This is a genomic window from Mycobacterium sp. 852002-30065_SCH5024008 (assembly GCF_001665645.1).
Taxonomy (GTDB): domain Bacteria; phylum Actinomycetota; class Actinomycetes; order Mycobacteriales; family Mycobacteriaceae; genus Mycobacterium; species Mycobacterium paraffinicum.
The window spans coordinates 1-20,643 of the sequence record NZ_LZSZ01000184.1 but is presented as its reverse complement, the minus strand read 5'-3'; the positions used below and the strand labels follow the sequence as shown (position 1 = coordinate 20,643).

At 67.5% G+C, this 20,643-nt stretch carries 22 protein-coding genes and 1 pseudogene; 9 read left to right on the top strand and 14 right to left on the bottom strand.

Features of this window, described 5'->3' with window-relative positions:
* The first annotated feature begins 50 nt into the window (after nucleotides 1–50).
* The 5 genes from A5781_RS23800 (at nucleotide 51) to A5781_RS23780 (ending at nucleotide 3,219) form a co-directional block, all read left to right on the top strand.
* Nucleotides 51–359 carry a WXG100 family type VII secretion target gene (locus A5781_RS23800; protein WP_067212929.1) on the top strand — a complete coding sequence of 103 codons (309 nt, stop codon included), beginning with the start codon at nucleotides 51–53 and terminating at the stop codon, nucleotides 357–359.
* Complete coding sequence (locus A5781_RS23795) at nucleotides 352–642, top strand: WXG100 family type VII secretion target (protein WP_067213184.1); 291 nt, start codon at nucleotides 352–354, stop codon at nucleotides 640–642. Before A5781_RS23800 ends, A5781_RS23795 begins: the two co-directional genes overlap by 8 nt.
* Nucleotides 643–818: 176 nt before the next feature.
* Nucleotides 819–1,724, top strand: a complete 906-nt coding sequence (locus A5781_RS23790; protein ID WP_067212926.1) for an HAD family phosphatase — start codon at nucleotides 819–821, stop codon at nucleotides 1,722–1,724.
* Nucleotides 1,725–1,769: 45 nt separating this feature from the next.
* Nucleotides 1,770–2,279 carry a MaoC family dehydratase N-terminal domain-containing protein gene (locus A5781_RS23785; protein ID WP_067212923.1) on the top strand — a complete coding sequence of 170 codons (510 nt, stop codon included), beginning with the start codon at nucleotides 1,770–1,772 and terminating at the stop codon, nucleotides 2,277–2,279.
* Nucleotides 2,280–2,289: 10 nt separating this feature from the next.
* Nucleotides 2,290–3,219, top strand: a complete 930-nt coding sequence (locus tag A5781_RS23780) for a cyclopropane mycolic acid synthase family methyltransferase (protein ID WP_067212920.1) — start codon at nucleotides 2,290–2,292, stop codon at nucleotides 3,217–3,219.
* A gap of 59 nt (nucleotides 3,220–3,278) precedes the next feature.
* On the opposite strand, the gene A5781_RS23775 is transcribed toward A5781_RS23780, so the two are convergent.
* The 9 genes from A5781_RS23775 to A5781_RS23735 form a co-directional block, all read right to left on the bottom strand.
* A complete protein-coding gene (locus A5781_RS23775) occupies nucleotides 3,279–4,367 on the bottom strand; it encodes a lysophospholipid acyltransferase family protein (protein ID WP_197503841.1) in 1,089 nt (362 codons plus the stop codon).
* Nucleotides 4,349–5,476 (bottom strand): SDR family oxidoreductase, encoded by a 1,128-nt coding sequence (locus A5781_RS23770; RefSeq protein WP_067212914.1) that lies wholly within the window; start codon nucleotides 5,474–5,476, stop codon nucleotides 4,349–4,351. Before A5781_RS23770 ends, A5781_RS23775 begins: the two co-directional genes overlap by 19 nt.
* A gap of 51 nt (nucleotides 5,477–5,527) precedes the next feature.
* Nucleotides 5,528–5,629: a 30S ribosomal protein bS22 gene (locus tag A5781_RS25355; RefSeq protein WP_003402602.1), complete on the bottom strand. Its 102-nt coding sequence runs from the start codon at nucleotides 5,627–5,629 to the stop codon at nucleotides 5,528–5,530.
* Nucleotides 5,630–5,788: 159 nt separating this feature from the next.
* Nucleotides 5,789–6,043 carry a cell division/environmental response transcriptional regulator gene (locus A5781_RS23760; RefSeq protein WP_066956383.1) on the bottom strand — a complete coding sequence of 85 codons (255 nt, stop codon included), beginning with the start codon at nucleotides 6,041–6,043 and terminating at the stop codon, nucleotides 5,789–5,791.
* 140 nt (nucleotides 6,044–6,183) lie between these two features.
* Entirely contained in the window at nucleotides 6,184–7,059 is an 876-nt protein-coding gene (gene proC, locus A5781_RS23755) for a pyrroline-5-carboxylate reductase (RefSeq protein ID WP_197503839.1), read from the bottom strand.
* A gap of 27 nt (nucleotides 7,060–7,086) precedes the next feature.
* A complete protein-coding gene (locus A5781_RS23750; protein ID WP_067212911.1) occupies nucleotides 7,087–7,932 on the bottom strand; it encodes a thioesterase family protein in 846 nt (281 codons plus the stop codon).
* A 14-nt stretch (nucleotides 7,933–7,946) separates the two neighbouring features.
* Nucleotides 7,947–8,789 carry a sugar phosphate isomerase/epimerase gene (locus tag A5781_RS23745; protein ID WP_067212909.1) on the bottom strand — a complete coding sequence of 281 codons (843 nt, stop codon included), beginning with the start codon at nucleotides 8,787–8,789 and terminating at the stop codon, nucleotides 7,947–7,949.
* A gap of 24 nt (nucleotides 8,790–8,813) precedes the next feature.
* Nucleotides 8,814–9,749, bottom strand: coding sequence for a hypothetical protein (locus A5781_RS23740; RefSeq protein WP_067212905.1), 936 nt, complete (start codon nucleotides 9,747–9,749; stop codon nucleotides 8,814–8,816).
* Nucleotides 9,746–10,762 carry a Ppx/GppA family phosphatase gene (locus A5781_RS23735; RefSeq protein ID WP_067212902.1) on the bottom strand — a complete coding sequence of 339 codons (1,017 nt, stop codon included), beginning with the start codon at nucleotides 10,760–10,762 and terminating at the stop codon, nucleotides 9,746–9,748. Before A5781_RS23735 ends, A5781_RS23740 begins: the two co-directional genes overlap by 4 nt.
* Nucleotides 10,763–10,877: 115 nt before the next feature.
* Between A5781_RS23735 and A5781_RS23730 the strand changes: the two genes are divergently transcribed.
* Nucleotides 10,878–11,663 (top strand): hypothetical protein, encoded by a 786-nt coding sequence (locus A5781_RS23730; protein WP_067212899.1) that lies wholly within the window; start codon nucleotides 10,878–10,880, stop codon nucleotides 11,661–11,663.
* Here the strand turns inward: A5781_RS23730 and A5781_RS23725 are convergent.
* Nucleotides 11,626–12,378, bottom strand: a complete 753-nt coding sequence (locus A5781_RS23725; protein WP_067212897.1) for a FadR/GntR family transcriptional regulator — start codon at nucleotides 12,376–12,378, stop codon at nucleotides 11,626–11,628. The genes A5781_RS23730 and A5781_RS23725 overlap by 38 nt on opposite strands.
* Before the next feature lie 42 nt (nucleotides 12,379–12,420).
* Here A5781_RS23725 and A5781_RS23720 point away from each other — a divergent pair, with 42 nt between their 5' ends.
* From A5781_RS23720 to A5781_RS23710, 3 genes are read left to right on the top strand one after another with little or no spacing between them, the layout of a single operon-like run.
* Nucleotides 12,421–13,377, top strand: a complete 957-nt coding sequence (locus tag A5781_RS23720) for a hypothetical protein (RefSeq protein WP_067212895.1) — start codon at nucleotides 12,421–12,423, stop codon at nucleotides 13,375–13,377.
* Nucleotides 13,374–13,703 (top strand): hypothetical protein, encoded by a 330-nt coding sequence (locus tag A5781_RS23715; protein ID WP_067212893.1) that lies wholly within the window; start codon nucleotides 13,374–13,376, stop codon nucleotides 13,701–13,703. The genes A5781_RS23720 and A5781_RS23715 overlap by 4 nt, the downstream gene beginning before the upstream one ends.
* A complete protein-coding gene (locus A5781_RS23710; RefSeq protein WP_067212890.1) occupies nucleotides 13,700–15,553 on the top strand; it encodes a GMC family oxidoreductase N-terminal domain-containing protein in 1,854 nt (617 codons plus the stop codon). Before A5781_RS23715 ends, A5781_RS23710 begins: the two co-directional genes overlap by 4 nt.
* A gap of 35 nt (nucleotides 15,554–15,588) precedes the next feature.
* Here A5781_RS23710 and A5781_RS26620 read toward each other — a convergent pair.
* From A5781_RS26620 to A5781_RS23695, 4 genes and pseudogenes are all read right to left on the bottom strand, one after another.
* Nucleotides 15,589–15,774 (bottom strand): annotated as a pseudogene (locus A5781_RS26620) (PE/PPE C-terminal domain-containing protein); the annotation flags it as partial.
* 18 nt (nucleotides 15,775–15,792) lie between these two features.
* Complete coding sequence (locus tag A5781_RS26480; protein WP_067212887.1) at nucleotides 15,793–17,022, bottom strand: PPE family protein; 1,230 nt, start codon at nucleotides 17,020–17,022, stop codon at nucleotides 15,793–15,795.
* Nucleotides 17,023–17,213: 191 nt separating this feature from the next.
* Nucleotides 17,214–20,150 carry an RND family transporter gene (locus A5781_RS23700; protein WP_067212885.1) on the bottom strand — a complete coding sequence of 979 codons (2,937 nt, stop codon included), beginning with the start codon at nucleotides 20,148–20,150 and terminating at the stop codon, nucleotides 17,214–17,216.
* Nucleotides 20,147–20,527, bottom strand: a complete 381-nt coding sequence (locus A5781_RS23695) for an MmpS family transport accessory protein (protein WP_067213181.1) — start codon at nucleotides 20,525–20,527, stop codon at nucleotides 20,147–20,149. The genes A5781_RS23700 and A5781_RS23695 overlap by 4 nt, the downstream gene beginning before the upstream one ends.
* Between the last annotated feature and the right edge of the window lie 116 nt (nucleotides 20,528–20,643).

Below are 20,643 nucleotides of genomic sequence, written 5' to 3'. Positions count from 1 at the left end.
TGTGGCATCGGTGACTTGTGAGGCCACCTACCAGGCGTTATGTTCCGGCTATGGCTGACGACACGCTGCGGGTTGATCCGGTGGTGATGCAAAGCCATGCCGTTTCCATCGGCGGCGCGGCCGAGCATCTTTCGGCCGAGTTGAGCCGGCTCGACGATCAGGTCGGTCAGGTGCTGGGCGGCTGGCAGGGGGCGTCGGGAACGGCATACGCCTCGGCATGGGAGCTATGGCATCGGGGCGCCCGAGAGGTACAGCTCGGGCTGTCGATGCTGGCGCACCTGGTGGGTCAGGCCGGCGAGGGCTACCAGGCCAACGAGGCCGGGTCCGCCCAGGCGGAGCGGGCGGTGCGTGGTGGCTGAGGCGTTCCGGGTGGATCCCCAGGCGCTGGCCGATGCGGTGCAGCGGATGGCGACGTTTCAGCGTTACGCCGAGGACGTGATCGCCGAAATCGATTCTCGGGTAACACGTTTGCACGCCGCGTGGACGGGTGAGGCCGCCGCGGCCCATGCCGAGGCGCATCAGCACTGGGTGCGCGGCGAGGCGATGATGCGTGAGGCGCTGGCGCAACTCGAGAAGGTAGCCACGACCGCGCACGGCAACTACACCGGCGCCATGTCGACGAATCTCGGTATGTGGTCGTGAGCAGATGGCGCCGCTGGGCGGCGCTGCCCGGGGAAGACAATTAGGCCGCACCCCCGAGCGCATCGGACGTGGACGAGAAGCCGGACATACACAGCCCTCGCCACGCCTCCCGGATAGGGTTGAACATCGGGACCCACTGGGTCGCCAGGCAACACAGCGATCTAGGAGGTTTGGCGATGACTTCCTCTGACCCGGTCAACGGAGACCTCAGTCGCGTTGACTTGGAGTCGCTGGCCGCCGAGGCCAGCGCCGCCCGCGCGCTGGAAGGCCTGCGGGAGGAAACCGCCGCCGAGGATCGCCCGCAGCCGCCGATCGACTTGACCGCGGCCGCCTTCTTCGACGTGGACAATACGTTGGTGCAGGGCTCCTCGGCGGTGCACTTCGGCCGCGGGCTGGCGGCGCGCAACTACTTCACGTACCGCGATGTGCTCGGCTTCATCTACGCCCAGGCCAAATTCCAGATCCTCGGCAAGGAGAACAGCAACGACGTCGCCGCCGGCCGGCGCAAAGCGCTCGCCTTCATCGAGGGCCGCTCCGTCGAACAACTGGTGGCCCTGGGCGAGGAGATTTACGACGAGATCATCGCCGACAAGATCTGGCCGGGCACCCGCGAGCTCACGCAGATGCACCTCGACGCGGGCCAGCAGGTCTGGCTGATCACCGCCACGCCGTATGAACTCGCGGCGACCATCGCGCGGCGGCTCGGCCTGACCGGCGCCCTGGGCACCGTCGCCGAGTCCGTCGACGGCGTATTCACCGGGCGGCTGGTCGGCGACATCCTGCACGGCACCGGGAAGGCGCACGCCGTGCGGTCGCTGGCCATCCGGGAGGGGCTGAACCTCAAACGCTGCACGGCGTACTCCGACAGCTTCAACGACGTGCCCATGCTGTCGCTGGTTGGCACCGCCGTCGCCATCAATCCCGACGCCCGCCTGCGCACACTGGCCCGCGAACGCGGCTGGGAGATCCGCGACTTTCGCACCGCCCGCAAGGCCGCGAGGATCGGAGTGCCGTCGGCATTGGCGCTGGGCGCGGCGGGTGGCGCACTGGCCGCGGTGGCGTCCCGACGACAATCGCGCTGATAGGCTGCGCCGCTGAGACCTATTCGAGCGGAGAGCGACAGCGGCATGACGACCCCCAAAGAAGCCGAAGGACTCATCGGCAGCCATTATCGGGCCCCGGATTACTTCCTGGTCGGACGCGAGAAGATTCGGGAGTTCGCGATCGCGATCAAGGATGAGCATCCGACGCACTTCAGCGAGGCCGATGCCGCCGCTGCCGGCTACGACTCGCTGCTGGCCCCGCTGACGTTCCTCGCTATCGCCGGACGGCGCGTGCAGCTGGAGATCTTCACCAAGTTCAGCATTCCGATCAATATCGCCCGGGTGATCCACCGCGATCAGAAGTTCAAGTTCCACCGACCGATCGTGGCCGGCGATATGCTTTTCTTCGACACCTATCTAGACTCGGTGATCGAATCCCATGGCACCGTGCTCGCTGAGATCCGCAGCGAAGTCACCGATGCCGACGGGAACCCGCTTATCACCAGCGTCGTGACGATGCTGGGGGAAGCCACAACCCAAGCCGACACTGATGCAACAGTGGCCGCAATCGCATCCATATCAGCCGGAAAGTAGGGTCAAATCAATGACTTCACAGGGGGAAACGGGTAGCACCCAGCTCAAGCCACCGGTCGAGAAAGTCCGGTCCCATTACGACAAGTCGAACGAATTCTTCAAGCTCTGGCTTGACCCGTCGATGACCTACAGCTGCGGATACTTCGACGAGAATCCGGACCCGCAGAATCTGACCAAGACTCTGGAAGAGGCGCAGTACGCGAAGCGCAAGCTGGCCCTGGACAAGCTGAACCTCGAGCCCGGCATGACGCTGCTCGACATCGGCAGCGGCTGGGGCTCGACCATGCGGCACGCGGTGGCCGAGTACGACGTCAACGTCATCGGCCTGACGCTGAGCGAGAACCAGTACGCCCACTGCGTGGCCGAATTCGAGAAGATGGACAGCCCCCGCCGCAAGGAGGTGCGGATCCAAGGCTGGGAGGAATTCCCCGGCGACGTACCGATCGACCGCATCGTGTCGCTGGGCGCGTTCGAGCACTTTGCCGACGGAGCCGGCGACGCCGGATACGAGCGGTACGCCACCTTCTTCAAGAAGTACTACGACTTGCTGCCCGACGACGGCCGCATGCTGCTGCACTCGATCGTGGTGCCCACCGCCGAGGAGGGCAAAGCGATGGGCTTGCAGGTGAACATGACCCTGCTGCGGTTCATCAGCTTCATCCTGAAGGAGATCTACCCGGGCGGAAAGTTGCCCCAGGTCAACCTGGTCGACAAGTACGCGACCGATGCGGGTTTCAAGATCGAGCGACGCCACTTCATCGGCAAGAACTACGTGCCGACGCTGACCGCCTGGGGCGATGCCCTCGAGGCGCACAAGGACGAGGCGATCGCCCTGAAGGGGCAGGAGACCTACGACATCTACCTGAAGTACTTGCGGGGCTGCTCGGACTTGTTCCGCGACGGCTACACCAACGTCTGCCAGTTCACAATGGTCAAGTAATCCAAGCGCAAAACGCCCCGAAGCCGTTGGCTCCGGGGCGTTTTCGCGTCAGGAGAGCTTCAGCCGAAGAAGATGTTGCGCCGGCCGGCGAGCAAGCGGTACAGCGTCTGCTGGATCGTCTCGCGAACCTGATCGGTCAACTCGAAGGTGACCATCGGGTCCTCGGCGTCGGAGGCGGCGTAGTCGTTGGTGTAGATGGGCTCACCGAACGCGATGCGCCACTTCGACGGCAGAGGCACCAGCCCGGCCGGCCCCGCCAGCGGGAACAGCGGCGTGATCGGGAAGTAGGGCAGGCCGAACAGCCGGGCGAGCATCTTGACATCGGTCAGCATCGGATAGATCTCTTCCGAACCGATGATCGAGCACGGGATGATGGGCGCCTTGGTGCGCAGCGCAGCCGTCACGAAGCCCCCGCGGCCGAACCGCTGCAACCGGTAGCGGTCCTCGAAGCGCTTCCCCAGCCCCTTGTAGCCCTCCGGGAACACGGCGGTCAGTTCCCCGGCGGCGAGCAGCCGGTGCGCGTCCGTCGTGCAGGCCATCGTGTGGCCCGCCTTGCGGGCGGCCTCACCCACCACGGGCAGGTCGAACACCATGTCGGCGGCGAGCAACCGCATGTCCCGCTGGGCGGGATGCTCGTCGTGGACGGCCACCGACAACATCAGCCCGTCGAACGGCAACACCCCGGCATGGTTGGCCACCACCAACGCGGCCCCGTCGCTGGGCAGGTTTTCGATTCCGCTGACCTCGACCCGGAACCACGACCGGAAGAAGAACCTCAGCAACGGCCGGACGATCGCGCTGTTGAAGTGCGGATCGAAGCCGAACTCATCGACGGTGTAGTCACCCGTGAGCCGCTGACGCAGGAAGCCGGCAACCGCGGCGACGCGCTGAGCGAGTTCGTTGAGCGGGGCGTCCGCCGATCCAGCGCCCGCGGCACGCCGATGCTCGTCGATCTCGCGGACGACGGCGGCGATCTGTTCGGCTGAAGCCCGGCCGTGCGGGTCCGAAAGCAAGGAAGGATGCTGGCGAGCTGACTCCGCCCGCTGATCGGCTCTTTTACGCGCCGCTACCCGACCCCGATTTGTATGCAGTGGAATGACATTGGCTCTGGTTTCACCAGCCACGATACCTACCTGACCCCACCCCACGGAACTGGATTTCGGCTACCCCAGCGCTGAGCTAAAGATATGGCTCGACCCTCCAGGGAGCGTACCCGATGCGGGTCGATAATGGGAGTCATGCCGCGGCCGCGGACGTAGTCGTCGAAAGCCTCGGCCGTCGTCCATTTCGGCTGATATCCGAGCTCCGAGCGCATCCGGGTGGTGTCCATGACCCGGCCGTAACTCAGGTAGGCGAACTGATCGCGGCTGATCTCGTTGTAGCGATTGGCCCGCCTCAGCGAATCGAGCGCCCAGACGCCAAAACCGGGCACCGGCAATGGAATCCGGCCGGCCCGCCGGATCGCCTGCGACAGCATGATGATCCCGTCGGCGCCGATGTTGAAGGTGCCGGCCTTGCCGGCCATCGCCGCGCGCTCCAGCGCGCCCAGCGCATCCTGCTCGTGCAGCAGCTGCAGGCGCGCGTCGCGGCCGAACATCGTGGGCACCAGCGGCCCGGCCAGGTACCGCGACAGCGTGGTGTCCATGGCCGGCCCGATCATGTTGGCCAGCCGCAGGATCGTCACGGCGATATCGGGGCGGCGCCGGCCCAGGCCGCGCGCGTACGCCTCGATGTCGAGACTGTCCTTGGCGAAACCCCCGCGCAGCGGTCGACGGCTGGTGCTGTCCTCGGTGAACATCACCGGATCGTGAGCGCTCGACCCGTACACCTCGGAGGTCGACTTGAGCACGACGCGGCGCACCGAGGGCGCCTTCTGGCAGGCCGCGAACAGCTGCATCGCACCCATCACGTTGATTTCCTTCAACGCAGCGGTGCCCCCGGACCGCGGGGCGTACGACGCCGCTGCCGCGTGTACCACGGTGTCGACGTCGCCGTTGCGAATCACCTTGGCTATGAAGGGATTACGGATGTCGGCACGCACAAACTCGGCGCGGCCCATCCGGCGCAGCATGTCCTTGCTGGGCGCGATCGCGTCCACCGCGATGACCGCGTTGATCATCGGGTTCTGCGCGAGCCGAGCGGTCAGGTAGCCGCCCAGGAACCGGCACGCACCGGTAACCAGCACAACCTTGGGGTAATGCACCGTGTTGCTCGCGGTGTCGCCGGTTCCGGCGCCATCCCCACTCGACTGATCCACCCAAACAGCCTATCCACCGGGAGAGACCGCAGCATTACGCCGCGGGCGGGCCTACTTGCCGAGTTTTCTGCGCTGCACCCGTGTGCGGCGCAACAACTTGCGGTGCTTCTTCTTGGACATGCGCTTGCGCCGCTTCTTGATTACTGAACCCATGAACTCCGCTATCTGACCCGTGACCTGCAAGCAGGATTGACCCGGATACTTTACCCGGCGGGACGCACCGAACACCAAACCGGCGTCGACGACCGCCGCGTAACCGCGAAGCGCACCGCCGGCTGCCCGCACACTCCGCGCAAGCAGCCAGTTTCGGGGTCAGCCCGCGTCGAAGTAAGACGTCTCCAGCATGTCGTGCACCGCCTTGGCGTGCACCCGGAAAGACCGCCCGACCCGGACCGCGGGCAGCTCGCCGTTGTGCACCAGTCGGTACACCGTCATCTTGGAGACCCGCATCAACGCCGCCACCTCGGCGACCGTCAAGAATTGTGTCCTGCCCTGCTGGCCCTCGCCGGAACCGGCGTCCCGCTTACCAGCGGAATCTCGCGCCGATGGCCCGTTCGTAGACGTCATCGCAACCCAATCGTGTCAGGCCCGCGCAATGCCAGCGGCTTCCCCTCCGCTGGCACCCACACGTGCATACAAAGAGGAGAATAGCGGGACTAATGGGGTTACTGGTACTGGTGGGGGACAATCAGTTTAAAATTCTTGGATTACTCCGATGTAATTCTTAGCTGCTCAGAGCGCGTTTTGGCGGCCTGAACCGCCGCATCGACGGCCGCCCGCAGTCCGCCCTTTTCCAGTTCGCGAAGCCCCGCGGCGGTGGTGCCACCGGGTGACGTGATGGTCGCCCGCAGCTGCGTCGCCGTGGCGTCCACCCGCAACCCCGGCGCCTCCCCCTCGCCCGGCCGCCGCTCGGCGTCCATCCGTTCCAGCAGCATGGCCGCGGACCCGGCCATCGTCTGCGCCGTCAGGTCGGCGGCCACGTCCCGGCTCAGGCCCGCGGCAACCCCGGCGTCCACCAGGGCCTCGACCATCAAGAAGAAGTACGCCGGGCCGGACCCCGACAGCGCCGTCACGGCGTCCATCTGGGCTTCCGGCACGGTCAGCACCCCGCCGACCGAGTCGAACAGGGCCGAGACGCCCTCGAGCTGCGGGACGGTGACGAACCGGCCCTTGGCCAGCGCCGTCACCCCCGCGCCGACCAGTGCCGCCGCGTTCGGCATCGCGCGGACCACCGGCGTTCCGGCCGGGAGCTTCGACTCGAAATACGAGATGCTGATCCCCGCCGCGACGGTGACGAACACCTGCTCGGCGCTGTCACTCTCGGACGCGGCGGCCGCCTTCGCCAGCTCCGCCATCACGGGCTCCACATCGCCGGGCTTGACCGCGACCACGACGAAGGATGCGTTCTCCACCGCGTCGGCCACCGAAGTGATCAACACCGAGTAGGTGTCGGCCAGATACTGGGCGCGCTCCGGAACACGTTCGGCGACCACCAGGTCTTTCACCTGCCGGCCCGCGCGGAGCAGACCCGACAGCAGTGCCTCCCCGATGCTGCCGCCACCGACGATCGCGATTCTTGCCATGCCCGACAGCATCGCAGACAGCGGCGGCTACCCGGCGGCAGGGACCAACGCCAATTGGCGGGCTTGCACCACCAGGCGACCCAGGCTGTCGACGACGGTGTGGTCCTCGTCGAACCAGTCATGTCCGATCTCGGTGCACGTCGCGATGATTCGCAGCCACCCGTCGGCGGGCAGTCCGCGCAGGAAGGCGGTCAGCTGGACGGTGGGAGCCCAGCCGGTGCGCTCCACGGCGAAGGTGACCGGCGCCGACAGATCCCCGCACATGAGCGCGAACAGCGCGTCCGGAGCCACCCCGCGCGGGCGCGCCCACATCTGGATCACCGGCGGGCCACCGTCGGCGGACGGCCCGAGGGTCGACAGCACCGGACGCACATCGCAGCCTTCGCCGAGGTGCACCAGGCCGGCCAAGGGGTGCCCGGGCCCGATCGGCGCGATGTTGTCGGGGGGCTCGGGCGCCATCAGGCCCACGACCGGGTTGGCCGACAGCAGCGGCTTGGCATCACCGTCGGGCGGAAAATGTTCCGGCTCGCCGAGATTGACCACGGCGTGCACCGCGGTGCGGTCGCCCTGGGTGAGCTCGACGTCGACGACGCTGATCCGGCGGCCACGCTTACGGATCGAGGTCACCAACCGCATCGGGCCCGGATCGGGGGCCCACAGGAAGTTCGCCGACACCGCGACGGGTTGCTGGGCCGGTTCGAAGCCGGACGGCGACTGTGCGCCGCAGGCGGTGCGGGCGGCGTTGGCGCAAAGCGCCAGCATCGCGCCGCCGTGCACCTTCGGACCGATGGTCCAGTGCTTGTTGAGCTCACCCTCAAACACGCCGGGGTCAACCTGCCGCAAGGCCATTGCGGTGGTGAATAACGCGTTCATGGTCTCCTGGGTTATCAGCGCAGCAGGTGTGTGCGGGCGAACTGCAAGGATTCGGCGAGCATGCTTTCGCGCTCACTGGCGCTGCGCGCGCTGGACGTGGACACCTCCAGAATGACGTGGCCGGCGAAGTGGCTGCCGGCCAGCATCTGGCACACCTCGGCGGTGGGCTGCGTGCCATGTCCGGGGACCAGGTGCTCGTCGGCGGGCAGGCCGCTGCCGTCGCACAGGTGCAGGTGGACCAACCCGCCCCCCATCCGCTGCGCCATGTCCAGCGAGTCGCTGCCGGCGGTCGCGGTGTGGGACAGGTCCAGCGTGTAGTGCTCGTGGTTGCCGTCCAGCGGGTCGTACGAGGGCGCGAACGCCGATATCGCCGGCCCCGGGCCGCCGCCGCGCCGGCGCATCCGCTCCCGCGATTGGCCGGACCCGAAGAACCGGTCCGCCCGGAACGGGAACATGTTTTCCACCGCGACCATCACGTCGCTCGACGCTTCCAACTCGGCGACCTGGTCGCTGAATCCCTCGGCGTAACGACGCTGCCAGCGAAACGGCGGGTGCACGACGACGGTCTGCGCGCCGAGTTGCTCCGCCGCCCGCACGCTGCGGTCCAGCTTGGAGATCGGGTTGGCGCCCCACACCCGCTGCGAGATGAGCAGGCAGGGCGCGTGCACCGACAACACCGGTACGCGGTAGCGGCGGGACAGCTTCTGGACGGCGTCGATGTCCTGGCTGACCGACTCGGCCCACACCATCAGCTCGACGCCGTCGTAGCCGAGCCGGGCCGCGTACTCGAAGGCGGCCTCGGCCCGCAATGGGTACACCGAGGCCGTCGAAAGTCCGACTTTGATAGCTGGGCGCAACGGTCTGTGTGGTCCCGGGTCCGCCTAGCCCGACTGCAACGACAGCGCCAACGGGCCCAGGGTGATCAGCGACCCCACCGCGACCGCGATCAACGTGCTGGCGATGTCCTCGGTCTTGCGCACCACCCGAACGCCGGCCACCAGGCCCAGGATCACCAGCACCGAGAGCACCAAGGCCACGATGCTGTTCCAGCGCCACAACTGGTCGAAGGCGACGAACAATCCCGCGCCGAAAGCGACGGCCAGAATCGACTGAAATACGACCAAGCTGCCACGCCACAGCGACTCGAGCCTGCCCTGCGCCGGGTGGACGTCGGTGGCCGCGCCCGCGCGCACGGTCTCGCTGTCGAGGTGATGCTCGTCCGCTACGAATCCGGTGGCCAGCGGGTCTGCGTCCTCTTCGGCCTCATCGATCTCGGTGCGCAGGAAGGAACGCACATATGCGGAGTCCTCCAGCGCGGGTTCGGCGTCGCGCACCTCCGAATCCATCACGTCCACCGGGAGATCGCTGTAGTGGTCCAGCGGGTCGGGATTCATGCCCTCGGCACCGGACTGCCCGGTGCCGTTGGCGTCCCCCGGCTCGACGTGGCTCAGGGGGCGCGGGTACGCGCTGCGCTCAGGCCCCGCCGCCTTGCCGGGTTGCGACGGCGACTTGGGCCAGCGCGGCTCCGGCTGCGACCAGTACGCGGTGGCGGGCTTGTCTTCGGTTTGCTGCTCGGAGGCGGCAACGACGGGTTCGGCGCCGGGCCGTTCGGCCGTGCGGGGGTCCTCTTGGTCGTCGCGGATGACCGGGATCTCGCCGGTCAGCTCGGCGACGGTCACCGCGTCGCTATCGCCGCGCCGGCGGCGCCGACGCCGCGTGACTGCCGGGGCGCCGATGGTTCCGTTCTTGGCCAGAAGTTCGGCCACCGAGATCGGCCGAGTGCCGGGGCTCTCGGTCTCGGAATGTGGTCCGGTCATGCTTTGTCGCCTCTCGATCGGTTCCCGTCCCGATCACCTGCCTGGCCTCCAGCATCGCGCACGGATCGCTTCATGAGGGGCGTTCCGTCGGCTTCGCTGTCCAGTTTGCGCAAGATGAGACCTTCCCGTAATGCCCACGGGCAGATATCCACCGATTCAATCGACAGCGCTCGCATGCTCGCCTCCGCCACCAGCGCACCCGCCACGATCTGCGGCGCCCGCTCGGCGCTCACCCCTTCCAGTTCGGCCCGGTCAGCGGTCGTCATCCTAGAGATGAAAGATATGAGTTGCCTGAGGCCGTTTGCTGTGAGCGTCCTTTTCGCCCGCGGTCCGGCCGCCGACGGCGCCGCGCCGGTGAGCCGTGCCAGGGAGCGGAACGTCTTCGACGTCGCCACCGCCAGGTCGGGGGCGCCGGCTTCCAACACGGTGACGGCGGCATCGGCGAGCTCGGCATCCAGCCAGTCCCGCAGCATCCCCACCCGGCGCCGGCCGGGCGGATCGTCGGGCAGCCATTCGCGGGTCAATCGGCCGGCACCCAGCGGCAGCGACAGGGCAACCTCGGGCTCCTCGTCGACGCCGCTGGACATTTCCAGCGAGCCGCCACCGATGTCGAGGTTGATGATCCGCCCCGCGCTCCACCCATACCAGCGGCGCACGGCCAGAAAAGTCAGCCGCGACTCGTCGACGCCACTGAGAGCCTCCAGCTCGACACCGGTTTCTTTGCGGATGCGGGTGAGCACGTCGTCGGAGTTCACCGCGTCACGGAGCGCGGACGTGGCAAAGGCCATCAGCTCGGCGCAGCCCGAGCTGTCCGCGATCTTGGCGAACTCGTCGATCGTGGAGATAAGTTTCTCGGCGCCGCGCTTGGTGATCTTGCCCGAGCTGTCGATGGACTCGGCGAGGCGCAGCGTGGCCTTGGTCGAACTCATAGGCGTGGGATGCCCACCACGGTGCGCATCAACCACCAGCAGATGCACCGTGTTGCTGCCCACGTCGAGCACGCCCAATCGCACGGGAAACAACCTAGTCGGCGAAGATGCGGCCCGCTGTGGAGGTTGCCGATGTTGCACCGTCGGGCCCAGAGTGTCAGCAAGCCGAAGAGCCGGAATCGTCGACTAACGTGGACCCGTGGCGAATGCTTATCCGGAGCCGGGGCACGAGGTCGAACTCGACTTCGCCCGTGAGTGGGTGGAGTTCTACGACCCGGACAATCCCGAGCACCTGGTCGCGGCCGATCTCACCTGGTTGCTGTCGCGCTGGACATGCGTGTTCGGCACGCCCGCCTGCCACGGCACGGTGGCCGGCCGCCCGGACGACGGATGCTGTTCGCACGGGGCGTTCTTATCCGACGACGACGACCGCGCCCGGCTCGACGACGCCGTGCAGCACCTGACCGACGAAGATTGGCAGTTCCGCGAAAAGGGCTTGGGCCGCAAGGGATATCTGGAGCTCGACGAGCACGACGGACAGGCCCAGTACCGCACCCGCAAACACAAGGACGCCTGCATCTTCTTGAACCGGCCCGGCTTCCCCGCCGGCCCCGGGTGCGCGCTGCACAGCAAAGCCCTCAAGCTGGGCGTCGCGCCGTTGACCATGAAGCCCGACGTCTGCTGGCAGTTGCCCATCCGGCGCAGCCAGGAGTGGGTGACGCGGCCCGACGGCACCGAAATCCTCAAAACCACTGTCACCGAATACGATCGGCGCGGCTGGGGCTCCGGGGGTGCCGACCTGCATTGGTACTGCACCGGCGACCCCGGCGCCCATGTCGGCGCCAAGCAGGTGTGGGAGAGCATGGCCGATGAGCTCACCGAGCTGCTCGGCGCCAAGGCCTACGCGGAACTGGCGGCGATGTGCAAGCGCCGCAGCAAGTTGGGGCTCATAGCGGTCCATCCGGCGACTCGCCTCGCCGAGTAGCTCCAGTCTTGTTGTAAGACAAGACCATTCGCTGTGCGCTGGCGCGCAGGTACTCCTCCACCGCGGCCGCCGCCGCAGCCTCGTCGCCCGACAGCACGGCGTCGGTGATGGCACTGAGGCCGGCTACCACGGGTGCGGCGTCGTCATAAGCGGCGGTGAGGTCGTGCTCGCGGCCGCCGAAGGCGTGCTCGACCCAGCGGTACAGCAACGCCAGCGCGCGGTTGCGGCTGTGATGGATGAGCACCCGGAAGTAGGCGAGGTCGGCGGCCTGGCGCGCGGCCGGGCTGTCGGCCTCACGGACCGCGACCAACGCGGCGCGTAGGGCCTGGGCATCCCCGCGGGCGCCGTGCCGCGCGGCCGACCGGCCGATCAACGGGCCCAGGGCGGCCCGGATTTCGAACAGTTCCACCAGGAACTCGGGGCCCAGTTTGCGGACCAGCGCCTCGACGACCGCGGGGTGGGTGAGCGCCTGCGGGTCCGCGACCACGTTGCCGCTGCCGTGCCGGGCCTCGATCAAGCCCATTTGCTGCAGCCTGGCCAGACCCTGCCGCAGCGAAGTGCGGTTGACACCGAGCTGTTCGGCCAGTTCGCGCTCGGGCGGCAACGCCGAACCCGGCGGAAACGCGCCGTCGAGGATGGCGTCGGTGATGGACGCGGCGATCTGTTCATCGACGCGTTGGCGGTCGGGCGGACGCAGCGGACTTGACTGGTTCATTGGCTCAACCAATATAGTGGACGAATCCACGGAAGGTGAGCAATGGACGGCGAGATGCGATCGGCAGCGGCCCCGCGCTGGCGCGGCAAGGCCGGGCGCCTGGAGGTCTGGTACGCCACCCTCTCGGATCCGGTGACGCGCGCCGGGCTGTGGGTGCACTGCGAGACGGTGGCCCCGCTGGCCGGCGCCGACGCTGCCTACGCGCACGGCTGGGCCACCTGGTTTGCGCCCGACGGGCCGCCCCGCACCGAGCGGTTCGGGCCCGTGCCCGCCCGGCCCGCGGCCGGCCCCTGGTGGTTCGACTCCGAGGACGTGCGGGTGGGCGACGAACGGCTGAGCGGACGCGCCGGATCACTCGCCTGGGATCTGTCCTGGACCGACACCGGCGCACCGCTGTGGACGTTTCCCCGCGCCGCCTGGGAGCGCGAGCTGCTGCCGGGCGCCCAGGTCGTCCTGGCCCCCACCGCCGACTTCACCGGCTCATTGACCATCAACGACGCCGCCGCGCGCATCGAGGGGTGGCGCGGCGGCGTCGCCCACATCTACGGACACGGCAATGCCAAACGCTGGGCATGGGTCCATGCCGACCTCGGCAACGGCGACGTGTGCGAGGCGGTCACCGCCGTCTCGCACAAGCCGGGCCTGAACAGGCTCGCGCCGATGGCGTTCGTCCGGTTTCGGATCGACGGAAAGGATTGGCCCGCAAGCCCATTGCCGTCACTGCGGATGCGCACGACACTCGGTCTGCAGCACTGGCAGCTGGAGGGACGCATCGGTGGCCGCCGGGTGCTCATCCGGATCGACCAGCCGGCGGACAGATGCGTGAGCCTGCAATACACCGATCCCGACGGCGGCAAGGCGGTGTGCACCAACACCGAACAAGCCGACGTCCACATCGAGATCGACGACCGGCACTGGTCGGTGCTGGGCACCGGGCACGCCGAAGTGGGCCTGCGCGGCCGCGCGGCACCCGACGTCAACGAAAGGATTCCGACATGAGCTTTCTGCTGGACCCACCACTGCTGTTCGCCTCCGGCGTGCTCATCGAGCGGCGGCTGCCCGCCGACCGTCGCGATGTCGCCGAGGCCGCCACGCTGGGCGTCTTCTTCGGCGGGTCGTTCGGGCTGTACAACAACGTCCCCGGATTGGGGGTGTTGTGGCGGCCCTTCCGCGCCCGCAATGGCCGCGACTTCATGTGGAACAGCGGGGTTTTCGGCGTGAACACCGCTGAAGCGGACTGGCCGCTGCACGCCGCGGCGGCTGCCATCTTCGCCACCTATCCGTTCTTCATCAAGATGGGCCGCCGGCTCGCGCGGGTGATATGAGCCTGGTCGCGTCGTTCGGGAGCGCGTTACTACCCGAGGAATACGGCGGCCCGACACCGCCCGAGCTGACCGACCGCGTCGAGCGCTACCTGCGACAGCTGCCGACGACATCGCGGGTCGCGATGCGCGCCGGGATGCTCGCGCTGGCCGCGGCGAGCTACGTCACCACCGGGCGGTCACTGCCCCGGCTCGGCCCCGACCGGCGCGAGCAGGTGGTGCGGCGCGTCGCCGCGCTGAGCCCGGACGCCGGCGCGGCCGTCGAGGCCATGAAGGCGGTTGTACTCTTGGCCAACGGCGCGGAAACCTATGCACCGGAACTGCTTTCGCACGCCAAAGAGCAGGGAACGGCCCGGCCCGACGCGACGTTGAACGTCGTCTCCTCGGCGGAGAGCGGGTCCGTCGTCACCGCGGATGCGGTGATTGTGGGGTCCGGTGCCGGCGGCGCGATGGTGGCCCGCACCCTGGCGCGGGCCGGACTGGACGTCGTCGTTCTCGAGGAGGGGCGCCGGTGGACGGTCGAGGAATTCCGCACCACTCATCCCATCGACCGCTATGCCGGGTTGTACCGCGGCGCCGGGGCCACCATCGCCCTGGGGCGTCCGTCGGTGGTGCTGCCCATCGGCCGGGCGGTCGGCGGCACCACGGTGGTGAACTCCGGCACCTGCTACCGCCCGCCGGCGGCCGTGCAGCGGCGCTGGCGTGACGAGTTCGGGCTTGCCCTCGCCGATTCGGACCGGCTGACCGAGCGCCTCGACGACGTCGAGCACACGCTGCGGGTCGCCCCGGTGCCGCTGGAGGTCATGGGCCGCAACGGGCGGCTGCTGCTGGATGCCGCTGCCACGCTGGGCTGGCGGGCGGCGCCGATTCCGCGCAACGCGCCGGGCTGTGAAGGCTGTTGCCAGTGCGCGATCGGCTGCCCCCGCAACGCCAAGTTCGGCGTGCACCTCAACGCGCTGCCCGAGGCGTGCGCGGCGGGCGCGCGGATCATCTCCGATGCCCGCGTCGAGCGGGCGTTGCATCGGCACGGGCGCGCCCGGGGCGTGCGGGCCCGCCGGGCCGACGGCACGGCGCTGGACGTGCTGGCCGACACGGTCATCGTGGCGGCCGGCGCCACCGAGACGCCGGGGCTGTTGCGGCGCAGCGGGTTCGGTGCGCACCCGCGGCTCGGTCGCAACCTGGCGCTGCATCCGGCGACGATGCTCGCCGGGCGTTTCGAGGACGACGTCGTCGCCTGGCACGGGGTGCTGCAAAGCGCCGCGGTTCACGAGCTGCACGAATCACACGGCGTGCTGATCGAAGCGACCTCAACCCCACCCGGCATGGGTTCGATGGTGTTTCCCGGCTATGGCGCCGAGTTGCTCGGCTGGCTGGACACCGCGCCCCGGGTAGCGACGTTCGGCGCCATGGTGGCCGATCGCGGCGTCGGCTCGGTGTCGTCGGTGCGCGGCGAAACACTGGTGCGCTACAACATCTCCCGCGCCGACATCGCCAAGCTCCTCGTCGCAATCGAGGCCATGGGCCGGCTGTTGTTCGCGGCGGGGGCGACCGAGGTGCTCACGGGTTTACCGGGCGCGACGACGGTGACATCACTGCCCGCCCTGCAGGACGCCTTGCGCAGCAGCGACCCAAAGAGCTTGCACCTGGCCGCCTTTCACCCGACCGGCACGGCCGCCGCCGGCGTCGACACTCAGCTCTGTCCGGTCGACGAGACCGGGCGGCTGCGCGGCGTGGACGGTGTATGGGTCGCCGACGCCTCGATCCTGCCGAGCTGCCCGGAGGTCAACCCGCAGGTGTCGATCATGGCGCTGGCGTTGGGCGTGGCCGACGAAGTGGTGGGCGCACGCAGCTGATCGAGTGCGCGCCCAGTCACCGTTGCCATGAGCGCCTCCCGGAACGTGCGCCCCGGCGGGGCGGCGTCGACGCTGAAAACCGTTGCGGACAGCGCCGGTTCGACCTGCGGGGCGGTCATCGTCCAGGCGGGCGGAACGGACAGCGAACCGAGTGAGGCCGCCTCGCCGACCCCTGCGGACGGCGCGCCAACCCCGGACGAGGGGTGGAACGGCCACCGCATGTCGCCTCCTGCCATTGCCTACCCTGAACCGGCAGTTGCCAGGTCGGCACCGGAAATGGTTTGAGCCCATTCCAACAACCCATCCACGTCGAGCTGAGGCTGAATGCCTGCGGTACCCGCCAGGCCTGGCGAGGCCAGCCCGCCTACAGCGGCCCCCAATGCACTCGATGAGCTGGGGATGGGGGTAACGGAGGCGATGCTGACGGTGCCGAAGACGTTGGTGATGGACGCGCCGGCGGGGCCGGCGATAGCGGTGGCGGTGTTTGCGAAGGTCTGGACGGCGACCTGTTCCGTGCCGACAACGGGGAGCGTGGCGGAGCCGTTGACGAGGGTGACCAAGACTTCCTGGAACGAGCCGGGGGCAAGGACGAGGGGGCCGGAGCCGGCGGTCACGTCAACGCCCCCGGGGATCAGAACACCGCCCTCGGAACAGTCGATGATCGTGTGAATTGTGCTGCCGGGGTTGACGATCACGGAGCCGAAGCTGATGAGGTTAGTGCCCGGGCCGGTGATCGCGATGGAGCCGCTGTTGACGAACATGCCGGTGTTTGCCCCGAGGGTGATGGTGTCGCCCGGCGCGGCGGTGGCGGTTTCGCCGGGAGCGACGGGCCCGACGGTGGTGGAGCTGAGGGTGTGCATCGTGGCGTTGGTTGAGGCCAGCTGCTGGGTGGCGTTGCCGGTGGCCTGCGCCACCGTCTGGGCCTGGAGGCCCTGCCCGGCCGGGTTGGTGGTCTGCGGCGGCTCGTCGAACGGGGTCAGGGTGCCGGCGGTCTCAGCCGCGGCGGCATACCCATACATCGCCGTGGCGTCTTGTATCCACATCTGCATGTATTGGGCTTCGGTGGCCGCGATCGCCGCTGTGTTCTGCCCGAAGAAATTGGTCGCGATCAGCGCCATCAGCTGTGCCCGGTTGGCCGCGATCACCGGTGGGGGCACCGTCATCGCGAACGCCGCCTCATAGGCCGCGGCCGCCGCGTAGGCCTGGGCGGCAGTCTGCGCAGCCTGAGCAGCTGCAATCGATAGCCACTCCACATAGGGGGTGGCCGCGGCCGTCATCAGCAGCGACGAGGGGCCCGACCACGACTGGCCGGTCAGTCCGGCCAGCTCTGCCGCGTAGCCGCCGGCCGTGGACTCCAGCTCGGCGGCCAGCGCGTCCCAACCCGCCGCCGCCGCAAGCATCGGCGCCGCCCCGGGGCCGGCATACATCAGTCCGGAGTTGACCTCCGGAGGCACTGACGCAAAGTCCATGTCGTCAGTCCTCTCCGCGGCCGTCAGGGCGGTTTTCAACAGTTATGGAATAATTTTTCAACGGCGATAGAATAACGGTCGAGGTGGTAAAGCACCAGCGTTTGGCGTAGACGGCGCGTGAAAATCAAGCCGCGCGCCCATTCGGCCCTGAGGCCGGCGGCCCGCAGCTGCGGGAATCCCTCTGACGCGTGCTAGGTCTGCGAATCCCGCGAAACCGCGTGGCGCGGTTGGTACAGCAGCGCACGCACCAGCGGGCGCGGTCCGACGGACCGAAGCATCTGGCTGGCCGGACGGACGCGCACCCGCTTCGGCCACCAGAACCAGCGTCCCATCGCCGTCATGATCGACGGCGTGATGAGCGACCGGACGACGAAGGTGTCGAACAGGAGGCCGAGGCCGATCGTTGTGCCGAATTGGCCGATCGCCCGCAGATCGCTAGTGATCATCGCGCCCATGGTTACGGCGAACACCACACCGGCGGCAGTCACCACCGGGCCGGTAACACCCATGCCGCGGATGAGTCCCGTTTTCAAGCCGGCTCCGATCTCTTCCTCGATCCGCGACACCAGCATCAGGTTGTAATCCGAGCCCACAGCCAACAGCACGATAAGTGCGAATTCGGTTGCCACCCAGTGCAACTGGAAATTGAGAAGGTGTTGCCAGATCAGTGTCGAGAACCCGAACGCGGCCCCCAGCGACATCACGATCGTGCCGACGATGACTGCCGCAGCGACCAAGGCGCGGGTGACGAGCACCATGATGATGAAGATGAGCACGATCGAGGCCACCCCGGCGATCATCAGGTCATACTTCGCGCCGTTGGCGATGTCGTAAAACGTCGCTGCCGTACCGCCGAGGTAGATGTCGGCGTTCTGCAGCGAGGTGAGTTTCAGCGCCTCCTTGGCCGCTTGGCGCTCCTGATCAACCGACGAGATTCCCTGCGTCGTCGCGGGATCCACTGTGTGAGTGATGATGAAGCGAGCGGCCCTGCCGTCCGGCGACACCATCAAGCTCAACCCCAGCTGGAAGTCCGGGTTCTGGAAGATCTCCGGCGGCAAGTAGAAGAGGCTCTCCACCTGAGAGTCGTTGAAGGACTTGCCCATCACGGAGTTCGTGTCGGTCAGCCGGTCGAACTGGACGATGAGGTTGTCGAATGTGCTGTAGATGGTCAGCGTCGTATCCCGGATCGCTTTCGAGACAGCGATATTCTCGGGAATGATCGCCAGCAATTCGCGGGTGGCCGCAGCCGTGTTGGTGAGGTCGCTGGTGAGGGCGTGGAACTTTTCGGCGAGTTCATCGAAGCCGTCCAGCGCGTCGAAGAGCGATCGTAACGACCAGCAGATCGGGATGTCGTAGCAGTGCCTCTCCCAATAAAAGTAACTGCGAATCGGTCTCCAGAAGTCGTCGAAATCCGCGATATGGTCGCGAATCTCGTCCGTGATGGCAGCCGTCTCCCCCGTGGTTTTCGAGCTGTCGTCCGCTGCGTTCGCAAGCTTTTGCGTCACCGCGTACTGGCGCTCCAACAGGGCGATCTGGGTGTCGAGAAACCCGGTAATCTTTTTGATGTCGCCGACACGGGCCTTCAGGTAATTGAGGTTGTCCCGGATCGGCGCGCTCTGCACACTGAGCTGAAACGGGATGGATCCGTTTTGAATTGGCGGACCCAGTGGCCTGGTGATGCTCTGCACCCGTTCGATGCCCGGCACCCGGAAGATTGCTCCAGCAACCTTGTCGAGGACCAGCATGTCGGCGGGATTGCGCAGATCGTGGTCCGATTCGATCATCAGCAGGTCCGGATTCAAACGGGCCTGGGTGAAGTGTTGATCGGCCGCGGTGTACGCGCGGATAGAGGAAGCACTCTGCGGCAGGTAGTACAGGTCGTTGTAGCGCGGATTGAAGCCCATCAAGCCCAGGGCGCCGACGATCGCCAGGATGACGGAAGTCGCGAGGATGGGCGCCGGCCACCGCACGATGGCCGTCGCCAGACGGCGCCAGCGCGTGTAGTTGAACTTTCGTTTCGGGTCGAAAAGACCGAAGCGGCTGGCGACTACGATCAGCGCCGGCGTCAGGGTCACCCCGGCGGCCACCACGACCAGCAGACCCACTGCGCACGGAAATGCCAGCGAACTGAAGTAGGGCAGCCGAGTGAAATGCAGACAGGCCAGCGCCCCAACAATCGTCAGTCCCGAGCCCAGCACCACCTTGCTGACACCGGCGAACGTGTCGTAGTAGGCGGCTTCGCGGTCCAGGGCCCGTTCGCGAGCCTCCTGGTAGCGGCCCACCATGAATATCGCGTAGTCGGTACCGGCCGCGATGGCCAGTGCCGTCAGCAAGTTGACGGCGAAGGTGGAGAGCCCCATGATGCCGGTCGCGCCCAGCAGCGCGACCACGCCTCGGCCGGTGGCCAGTCCGGCGAACAGGATGACCATCGTCAACAGCACGGTGCCGACGGATCGGTAGACGAACGTGAGCATGATCGCGATGATCACGATGGTGATGATCGTCATCTTGGCCAGACTCGCGTCGCCGACAACGATCGTGTCGGCGGTCAGGGCTCCCTGACCGGCGACGTATGCCTTCACCCCCGGCGGCGGCTTCGAGTCCGCAACGATCTTGCGAACCGAGGCGACCGACTTGTCGCCGACGGCCCCGCCCTGGTCACCGCGCAGGTTGACCTGGACGTAGGCGGCCTTGTGGTCGTAGCTCTCGACACCCGAAGACGTGAATCGCTGCCCCCAGAAATTCAGCGCATGCTCGACGTGTTCGGTGTCCTGCTGCAGCTTCTTGACCAGATCGTCGTAGTACCGGTGAGCGTCCTCGCCGAGGGGTTTGTCACCAACCAGGGTCACCAGGACGAGGTTGTCGGAGTCGTACTCCTTGAATTTCTCCCCGATTCTCTTCATCCCGGTCACCGACGGCGCGTCGGATGGCGAGAGCGGCACCGAGACCTCCTCGGCAACCTTTTCCAGCTGTGGGACAAAGACGTTGACGCCGACCGCGATCAGCACCCAGAACACGACGATAGGCAGCGCCAGCACGCGGATGGTGCGGGCCAGCCGCGGTTTGTGCTCAACGTCGGTGGGCTGTGCGACGGGGATTTCGTCAGTGTCGCCGGCGTCGTCGGTCACGCGGACTTGTCCAAGCAGGAAACCTGCGCATCACGCGCGTCGACCTGTTGCTGGTCGACCAATTTGCCGTCGACGGTGATCCGGCAGCCGAGGGAGGGGCTGTCACCTTGGGCGATGACGTAGGCGAAGATGCCGGGCATCTCGGCGACGATCGTCTGCGACCACGGCAGCGTGGTGAAGCTGGCCTTCTGCGGTTGCGCGTCCGCATCCATCCAGTTGACGACGCCGGTCGTGCCGGGCGGTCCCAGGATTTCGTAGATGGCGGTCTTGGCCGCGTACGGCGGGGTCGCGTCCCGCGGATCGGGCTTGGGTACGCCGGGCCCCGGGAAGACACCGTTGAGGCGGTCCACCGCAACGCCTCCGATCACCGCTGCCACGACCACGACGAGCGGCGCGGTCACGGCCCGGGCGGTGACGTGGTTGCGACACGGCGGCCCACCGCAGGAATTAATTCCTGTCTCTTATACACATCTGACGCTGCCGACGATCGCAT